The organism is Streptomyces sp. NPDC104096 (genome assembly GCF_055584385.1).
The window spans coordinates 18,024-27,822 of sequence record NZ_JBVJMD010000077.1; the positions used below are offsets into that span (position 1 = coordinate 18,024).

Sequence of the window (9,799 nt, forward strand, 5' to 3'; positions counted from 1 at the left end):
GCGTCCTCAAGGCGTGGCAGGGCCGGACGCTTCGGTGACGACGTCCGCGAGCCAGGAATCCACCGCCGCCGCGGTGGTGGCGGCGTGGTCCTCCAGCATCGAGTAGTGGTTTCCGCTCACTTCGACGGTCGTGTCCACGTGCTCGGGCGGTGCCGCGCGCCCGGCGCCGTCACCGTCCCCGGCCGGCACGGGCTCGCTCGCCCGTACGAGCAGGGTCGGCGCGACGATCCGCGGCGCGGCCCAGTCGTCGAACAGGCTCATGTAGCGGCCCATCGCGGTGAGCTGTTCGCCGCCGGACCTCATGAAGTCCAGGCGCTGCGACTGCGCCTGGGCCATCGCGCCCAGCACCTGGTGGTCGAAGGGGATCTCGCGGCTGAAGCTGTCGACCATGACCACGGCCGCCGGCTGCTCGCCCATGGCCTCCAAGTGTGCCGCCACGCCGTGGGCGATCCAGCCGCCCGAGGAGTAGCCGAGCAGGACGACCGGCTTCCCGCCGGCGCATTCCCGTACGGTCTGCGCGTGCAGGCGGAACACGGCGTCCGGGTCGGACGGGACCGGTTCGCCCTGCTCGTAGCCGGGGTTGACCAGCGCCCACACGTCGAGCCGGTCGCGGAAGGGGGCGGCGAACCGTGCGTACTGGTGCGCCCCGGCCGGTACGACGTACGGGGAGAAGCACATCAGTGCGTGGGGACGGTCGCCCTGCGACAGGCGCACCGGGGCGGGCCGCCGGGCCAGTTCCTCGGGCCGCGCGAACGAGGGCCGGAAGCGGGCCGCCTCCATGAGCATCCCCATGGCCTCGGCGGCCGTCCCGTTCTCGCTCGCGTGCCGGTAGAGCTGGACCAGCATGTCGGCGGGCCGCTCCTCCTCCGTGCCGTGGCGGGCGTCCCGGAGCCGTGTCAACAGGTGCTTGGCGAGCCTGGCGGGCGTGGGATGGTCGAAGGCCAGTCCGGCGGGCAGGCGCACACCGGTCGCCGCCGACAGGCGCCGGCGCAGGTCGATCGCGGTGAGCGAGTCGAAGCCGAGCTCCAGGAAGTGCGCGGTGGGCAGCACGTCCCCGGCCGACGCGTGACCGAGGACCACGGCGCTCTGGGAGCGGACGTGCTCCAGCAGCCGCTCCTCCTGCTCGGCCGGGGCGAGTCCGGCGAGCTCGGCCGCCAGTTCCGCTCCGGCGCCGGTCTCCTCGCCGGCGGACCGCTCGGTCTCCAGGAGCCGCTGTACGTCGGGCAGGTCGGCGAGCAGCGGGCTGGGCCGTCCCACGGTGAAGGCGGGCAGGAACTTCTCCCAGTCGACCGGGGCGACGACGAGGGCCGCCTCGTCGTGATCGACGGCCTGGCGCAGGGCGGAGATCGCGAGTTCGGGGGCCATGACGCCCAGGCCCCGTCGCTCGCCTCGCTCCTGGACCGCGTCGTCGACCATGCCGCCGCCCGCCCAGCCGCCCCAGGCGACCGAGGTCGCGGTCAGGCCGCGGGCCCGCCTGCGCAGTGCCAGGGCGTCGAGGAAGGCGTTGGCGCAGGCGTAGGAGGCCTGCCCGCCGCTGCCCCAGACGCCGGCCCCGGAGGCGAAGAGGACGAACGCGTCCAGCTCACGGCCGTCGAGCAGTTCGTCGAGGTGGACGGCGCCGGTGACCTTGGCGGCCGCGGTCTCGGCGAACTCGTCGAGACCGGCGTCGGCCAGCATGGACGACCGTGCCGTGCCGGCGGCGTGCAGCACCGCGGTGAGCGGGTGCCGGGACTCGATGCCGGTGAGCAGCCGCGCGACCTCGTCGCGGTCGGCGATGTCGCAGGCGGCGATGGTGACTTCGACGCCCAGGGCGGTCAGCTCCGTGTGCAGTTCCCGCGCGCCGGGGGCGTCGGGTCCGCTCCTGCTGGTGAGCACCAGGTGCTGCGCGCCCGCGCCGGCCAGCCAGCGGGCCAGGTGCCTGCCCACGCCGCCGGTTCCGCCGGTGACCAGGACGGTGCCGCGAGGCCTCCACGGTGTCGCGGGCTCCGCGTCGGCGGGCCGTGCCCGGACCATGCGCCGGCCGTACACGCCGTCGGCACGTACGGCGAGCTGATCCTCGTCGTGCCGGGCCAGCACTGCGACCAGGCGGCGCAGCGCGTGCTCGTCCAGCCTCTCGGGCAGGTCCACGAGACCGCCCCAGCGCCGGGGCAGTTCCAGTGCCGCGACGACGCCCAGGCCCCAGAGCTGTGCCTGGTCGGCGTCGCGCAGCGGGTCGGCGGCTCCGGTGGACACGGCTCCGCGGGTCGCACACCACAGGGGTGCCCGGACGTCCACGTCGCCCAGCGCCTGGAGCAGGGTGACGGTCGTGGCGAGGCTCGCGGACAGCGTCGGGTGGGCCGGGTGGCGGCCGGGGGCGAGGCCGAGCATCGACAGGACACCGGCGGGCTGTTCGCCGCCGAGTTCCTCGACGAGCCGCTTCGCGGCCTGCGACCGGTCGCAGTCGACGGGGAGTTCGACGACCCGCACCTTGGCGCCGTGGGCGCCGAGCACACCGACGACGCAGGGCGCCCATTGCTCGTCCGCCAGTCCGGCGGGCAGGACGGCGAGCCACAGACCGTCCAGGCCGGGGGCCGGGTCATCGGTCAGCCGCCGGAAGGAGACGCGGTAGCGCCAGCCGTCCACCGTGGACTTCTCGCGGCTGCGCCGACGCCACGCGGACAGCACCGGCAGGGCCGGGCCGACGAGGCCGGCGTCGTCCGCTCCGAGTTCGTCGGCGAGCCCGGACAGGTCCGCGTTCTCCACCAGCTCCCAGAACCCGGCCTCGACCGGATCGGTGCCCGCGGGCGCCGGGTCGGCGCTCTCCAGCCAGTACCTCTGCCGCTGGAACGCGTACGTCGGCAGGTCCACGCGCCGTACCGGACGCCCGGCGAAGGGGACCGTCAGGTCGACGTGCACGCCGCTCACATGAAGTTCGGACACGGAGCGCAGGAACCGGTCCATGCCGCCCTGGTCCCTGCGCAGCGAGGCGCCGGTCACGGCTTCGGCACCGGCCTCCTCCGCGATCTCCTGCACCGAGCCGGCCAGCAGCGGGTGCGCGCTGCACTCGACGAACACCCCGTGCCCGTCCGCCAGCAGCGACCGTACGGTCCGCTCGAACTCCACCGTGTGCCGCGCGTTGCGGTACCAGTACCCGGCGTCCAGGGCGGTGGTGTCCAGTACGGTGCCGGTCACCGTGGAGTAGAAGGGGATGTCCGCCGTGCCCGGCGCGACCGGGGCCAGCAGGTCGAGCAGTTCGGGGCGCAGGCTCTCGACCTGGGCGGAGTGCCCGGCGCCGGTGGCGCCGCGGACCTTGCGCACGCGCACGCCCTCGGCTTCGAGTTCCGCCAGGAGTTCGTCGACCGCCTCGGGCTCTCCGGAGACGGTCAGGGCGGCGGGCCCGTTCACGGCGGCGACCGACAGCCGGTCCCCGTACTTCTCCAGCCTCGCGCGCACCCGGTCGGCGGGCATGGCGACCGCGAGCATGGCGCCCTTGCCGATGAGCCTGGTCAGCGAGCGGCTGCGCAGGGCCACGATCCGGGCCGCGTCGTCCAGGGTCAGCGCCCCCGCGACGTACGCGGCGGCGACCTCGCCCTGCGAGTGGCCGACGACGGCGGCGGGCGTCACACCGTAGGAGCGCCACAGGGCGGCCAGCGACACCATCACCGTGAACAGCGCGGGCTGGGCGACCTCCACCTCGGCCACGTCCGGCGCGTCGGGCTCGGCGCGCAGGACGTCGAGCAGCGGCCAGTCGAGATAAGGGGCGAACGCCTCGGCGCAGGCCTTCGCCTGCTCGGCGAAGACCGGGGAGGTGTGCAGCAGTTCGCGGGCCATCCCGGTCCACTGCGAGCCGTGGCCGGGGAAGACGAGGGCGACCTTGCCGGAGGCCGCGGCGGCACCCTGGACCACGGTGTCCGTGGGTTCGCCGTCGGCGAGCGCGGCGAGCCCGGCCCGCAGCTCGTGCCGGTCACGGCCGACGACCACGGCCCGCTGCTCCAGCTGCGTCCGTGTGGTGACGAGGGCGCGGCCGACGTCGGGCAGCGAGAGCCCTTCGGCGCGGTCGAGGTGGTGCAGCAGCCGGCGGGCCTGCTCGCGCAGGGACCGGGCGGTCTTCGCCGACAGCGCCCACGGGTACACGTCCAGGAGCGGGGCGTCGGTCGTGTCCCGCGCCGCGGGGGCCTGCACGCCCTGGGCGGCGGGCGCGGTACGCGGAGGCGGCTCGCCCTCGGCGGCTGACAGGGTCTTCGGGGCCGGATCGCCCTCGGCGGCGGGCGCGGTCTTCGGAGCCGAGTCGCCCTCCGCGGCGGGCGCGGTCTTCAGAGCCGAGTCGCCCTCCGCGGCGGGCGCGGTCTTCGGAGCCTGCTCGATGACGGTGTGCACGTTGGTGCCGCTCATCCCGAACGAGGAGACGGCCGCACGCCGTGGCCTGTCCCGGTCGGGCCAGGCGGTCTGCTCGGTGAGCAGACGCACGTTCCCGCCCGACCAGTCGACGTCCGGGGTCGGCTCGTCGACGTGCAGCGTCCGCGGCAGGATGCCGTTGCGGATGGCCATCACCATCTTGATGACGCCGCCGACGCCCGCGGCCGCCTGCGCGTGGCCGATGTTGGACTTCAGCGAGCCCAGCCACAGCGGTCGGCCCTCGGAACGCTCCTTGCCGTACGTGGCGAGCAGTGCCTGCGCCTCGATCGGGTCACCGAGCCGGGTTCCGGTGCCATGGGCCTCCACGGCGTCCACCTCGTCCGGGGCGAGCCGGGCGTTGGCCAGCGCCCGCCGGATGACCTGCTGCTGGGCCCTGCCGCTGGGCGCGGTCAGGCCGTTGGACGCGCCGTCCTGGTTGACCGCGCTGCCCCGCACGACGGCCAGGACCTCGTGCCCGTTGCGCACGGCGTCGGACAGCCGCTCCACCAGGACCAGGCCCACGCCCTCGGCGAATCCGGTGCCGTCGGCGGACGAGGAGAACGCCTTGCAGCGGCCGTCGGCGGACAGCGCGCGCTGCCGGCTCGACATGGTGAAAGCGGACGGTCCGGCCATCACCATCACGCCGCCGGCCAGTGCCATGGAGCATTCGCCGCCCCGCAGCGCCTGCACGGCGAGGTGGAGGGCGGTCAGCGAGGACGAGCACGCCGTGTCGACGGTGACCGAGGGGCCTTGCAGTCCGAAGGTGTAGGAGAGCCGCCCGGAGATCACGCTGGCCGCGTTGCCGCTGGGGATGTAGCCCTCGACGCCGTCGGGCACCTTGAGGGGGCGGCCGGTGTAGTCCTGGTAGCCGGAGCCGACGAAGACGCCCGTGACGGTGGAGCGCATCGCGTGCGGGGCGATCCCGGCGCGCTCGAAGACCTCCCAGGTGGTCTCCAGCAACAGGCGCTGCTGCGGGTCCATGGCGACGGCCTCGCGGGGGCTGATCCCGAAGACCGCGGGATCGAACTCGTCCGCGTCGTGCAGGAATCCGCCCTGCGTGGTGTACGTGGTGCCGGGGTGATCGGGGTCCGGGTGGTAGAGCTGCTCGACGTCCCAGCCGCGGTTGCCGGGGAAGCGGGAGATCGCGTCGCGGCCGGAGGCGACCAGCTCCCACAGGTCCTCGGGCGAGCGCACACCGCCCGGGTAGCGGCAGGCCATGCCGATGATGGCGATCGGCTCGGCCGGCATCGCGGCGGCCGCCGCGGCCGTGGCCTTCGCGTCCTGGCCGCCGGTGAGTTCGGCGAGCAGGTGGAGGGCGAGGTCCGCGGCCGTGGGGTGGTCGAAGACCAGCGTCGTGGGCAGGGCCAGGCCGGTGGCCTCGTTGATGCGGTTGCGGAGTTCCACCGCGGTCAGGGAGTCGAAGCCGAGGTCCCGGAAGGGCCGGTCGGTCTCGACTGCGCCCGCTCCGCGGTGGCCGAGGACGGCGGCGGCGTACGTGCGCACGAGGTCCACGAGGGCGCGTGCCCGGTCCTCGTGCGACAGCCGGGCCAGGCTCTCGGCGAGTGCCCCGGAGCCGTGGCCCGTCCCGGGGGTGTCCTCGGCGAGCGTCGCCCGTACCTCGGGGAGGTCGCCGAGCAGCGGGCTGGGCCGGCCGAGGGTGAACGGCACGGTGAAGCGCGGCCAGTCCACGTCGGCCACGGTCAACAGGGTCTCGTCGCGGTCGAGCGCGTGCTGCAGGGCGGTGATCGCCGATGCGGGAGTCATCGCGCGCAGGCCGCGGCGGCGCAGCCGCTCCTCGTCGTCGCCGTCCTCGACCATGCCGCCGTCGGCCCAGGGGCCCCAGGAGACGGCGGTCGCGGTGAGGCCGCGGTCGCGGCGCTGCCGGGCGAGAGCGTCGAGGAAGGCGTTGCCGGCGGCGTAGGCGGCCTGGCCGCCGCTGCCCCAGACGCCGGAGACGGAGGAGAAGAGGACGAAGGCGTCGAGCTCCTGGTCGCCCAGCAGCTCGTCCAGGTGCGCCGCACCGCCGGCCTTGGCTGCGAGCGCGGCGGCGAAGGCGTCCGGGGTGGTGGCATCCACCGTACCGGCGTCGGCGACTCCGGCGGCGTGCACGACGGCGGTGAAGGTGTGCTCGGCGAGCAGGGCCGCCACGGCGTCGCGGTCGGCCACGTCGCAGGCGGCGAGCGTGACGCTGGCGCCCAGGGCTTCCAGCTCGCCCCGCAAGGCGGCGGCGCCCGGGGCGTCCGCGCCCCGGCGACTGGTGAGGACGAGGTGCTCGACGCCGCCGCGCGCCAGCCAGCGGGCGACGTGCCCGCCCAGCGCACCCGTACCACCGGTGACGAGGACGGTCCCGCGGGGCTGCCAGCGGCGCGTGACGGCCCGTGCCGGTGCGTGGACGAGCCGCCGGGCGAAGACGCCGGAGGCGCGGACGGCGAGCTGGTCCTCCTCCCACCGGCCCGTCAGCGCCTGTCCCAGCACGTCGGCCAGGCGTGCGGCGGCCCGGTCGTCGACGGACTCCGGCAGGTCGATCAGGCCGCCCCAGCGCCGGGGCAGCTCCAGGGCGACGGTGCGGCCCAGGCCCCAGACCTGGGCGTGCCGGGCGTCGCGTAACGCGTCGGAGCCGCTCACGGCCACCGCGCCCGAGGTGAGGCACCACAGCGGGGCGTCGACGCCCGCGTCGCCCAGGGCCTGGACGAGCAGCAGGGTGGGCAGCACGGGGGCGCCGGTGAGGAGCAGGGACAGCACGCCGTCGACCGGCCCGATCCCGGCCAGCTCCCCGGCCAGAGCGGCGCGGTCGCCCGCCGCGCCGACGACCAGCGTCTTCAGAGTGGCGCCGCGAGCGGTGAACGCCGTGCGGACCGCGGCGATCTGCTCGTTCTCCTCCTCCGGCACGGCGAACAGCCAGGTGCCACCGGTGCCGGCCGGAGCGGGCCCGCCCAGGCGCTTCCACGACTCGCGGTAGCGCCGGTCGTCGGCGGTGGACTGCTCCTTGCGCTGCCGACGCCACGACGACAGCTTCGGCAGCACGTCGCTGAACGCGTCCCCGGCGCCGATGTCCAGGGTCTCGGCGAGGGCCCGCAGGTCCTCGCGCTCGACGGTCTCCCAGAACTCCGCGTCCACCGGATCCGCCACGGAGGCGGCCTTGTCCGGGGCGTCGACCCAGTACCGCTCGTGCTGGAAGGCGTAGGTCGGCAGGTCGGTCTTCCGCGCACCGGCGAAGAAAGCGTTCCAGTCCACGGACACGCCGTGCGTGTGCAGTTGGGCCAGGGCCGTCACGAGTGCCTGCCGCTCGGGGCGGTCGGCCCGGAGTACGGGGACGGTGACGACGTCGTCCACACAGCCCTGCGCCATACCGCTCAGGACACCGCCCGGGCCGATCTCGACGAAGGTCTTCACGCCCAGGTCGTGCAGGGTCCGTACGCCGTCCGCGAAGCGGACGGCCTCGCGGACGTGCCGGACCCAGTACTCGGGGGTGTAGGCCTCGACGAGCCGACCCGTGAGGTTGGAGACGACGGGTAACTGCGGCTTCTCGAAGGCCAGGCCACGGACGATCGCGGCGAACTCCCCCAGCATCGGGTCCATCAGCGGCGAGTGGAAGGCGTGACTGACCTTCAGCCGGGACGTCTTGCGGCCCTGCTCGGCGAAGCCCGCGGCGATCGCCAGGGCCGCGGTCTCCTCGCCGGAAACCACCACCGCCGAGGGGCCGTTGACCGCGGCGATGCTCACCCCGTCGGTGAGGTGGGGCAGGACCTCCTCTTCGGTGGCCTGCACGGCGACCATCACGCCGCCCGCGGGCAGGGCCTGCATCAGCGCGGCACGCGCGGACACCAGCTTCGCCGCGTCACCGAGGGACAGTGCACCGGACACATGCGCGGCGGCGATCTCGCCCACGGAGTGGCCCACTACGAAGTCGGGCCGCACGCCCAGGGATTCGAGGAGCCGGAACAGGGCCACCTCGACCGCGAAGAGCGCGGGCTGGGTGCACCCGGTCCGGTGAAGCGTCGCGGCATCGACGTCGACCGGGGCGTCCAGGTGTGCGCACACCTCGTCGTAGGCCGTGGCGAAGGCAGGGAACGCCGCGTACAGCTCGCGCCCCATGCCGATGCGCTGCGAACCCTGCCCGGAGAAGAGGAAGCCGGTCCTGCCGCCGGCCGGACGCCCCAGCAGCACACGGGACGAGGGGGTCCCGGCGGCCAAGTCCTTCAGTCCGAGGAGGAGTTCCTCATGGTTCTCCCCCACGACCGCGGCCCGGTGACGCATCGCCGCGCGGGTCGTGGCGAGCGACAACCCGACGTCCCGCGGCTGGACCTCGCCCCGTACCAAGGGCAGCAGCCGGGCCGCCTGGGCCCGCAGCGCCGCGTCGCTCCTGGCGGAGAGCATCCAGGCCAGGGGGCCGTCGGCGGGAGCCTCCGCGGGCTCCTCGTCCGGGGCCGGCGGGGCCTGTTCGATGATGGTGTGGGCGTTGGTGCCGCTGACGCCGAAGGACGACACGGCGGCCCGGCGCGGGTGGTCGGTCTCCGGCCACTGCACGGCTTCGGTCAACAGTCGTACCGTGCCCGCCGACCAGTCCACGTGCGGCGTCGGCTCGTCCACGTGCAGGGTCCGCGGCAGCACGCCGTGGCGCATCGCCATGACCATCTTGATGATGCCGCCGACACCCGCGGCGGCCTGGGCGTGGCCGATGTTGGACTTCAACGACCCCAGCCACAACGGCTGTCCTCCGGGGCGGTCCTGGCCGTACGTGGCGAGCAGTGCCTGCGCCTCGATCGGGTCGCCCAGCGTCGTCCCCGTACCGTGCGCCTCCACGACGTCGATCTGGGCGGGAGACAGGCCGGCCGATGCCAGGGCCTGACGGATGACCCGCTGCTGCGCGGGGCCGTTGGGCGCGGTCAGTCCGTTGGACGCCCCGTCCTGGTTGACGGCGCTGCCGCGGACGACGGCCAGCACCCGGTGCCCGTTGCGGCGGGCCTCGGACAGCCGCTCCACCAGGAGCATGCCGACGCCCTCCGCCCACCCGGTGCCGTCGGCCCCTGCACCGAACGCCTTGCAGCGGCCGTCAGGGGCCAGCCCGCGCTGGCGGCTGAACTCCACGAAAGCAGTGGGCGTGGTCATCACCTGCACGCCGCCGGCCAGCGCCATGGAGCACTCGCCGCCGCGCAGCGCCTGGACCGCCCAGTGCAGCGCCACCAGCGAAGACGAACACGCCGTGTCGACGGTGACCGCCGGGCCCTCCAGGCCGAAGGTGTAGGCGATACGGCCGGACATGACGCTGGCGGAGTTGCCGGTCCCGAGATGGCCGTCGGACTCGCCGCCCACTCCGACCAGGAGGTTGACGTAGTCCTGGTAGCCGGAGCCGACGAAGACTGCGGTACGGCTGCCGCGCACCGACTCCGCGTCGATGCCGGCCCGCTCGAACGTCTCCCACGTG

General features: G+C 74.6%; 1 protein-coding gene. It reads right to left on the reverse strand.

Going from position 1 to position 9,799, the window contains the following annotated elements; all coding sequences use genetic code 11:
• Positions 1 to 6 precede the first annotated feature (6 nt).
• Positions 7 to 9,799: type I polyketide synthase (locus ACZ60B_RS39070; RefSeq protein ID WP_469395884.1), on the reverse strand; the 9,793-nt coding region annotated here is incomplete at its 5' end.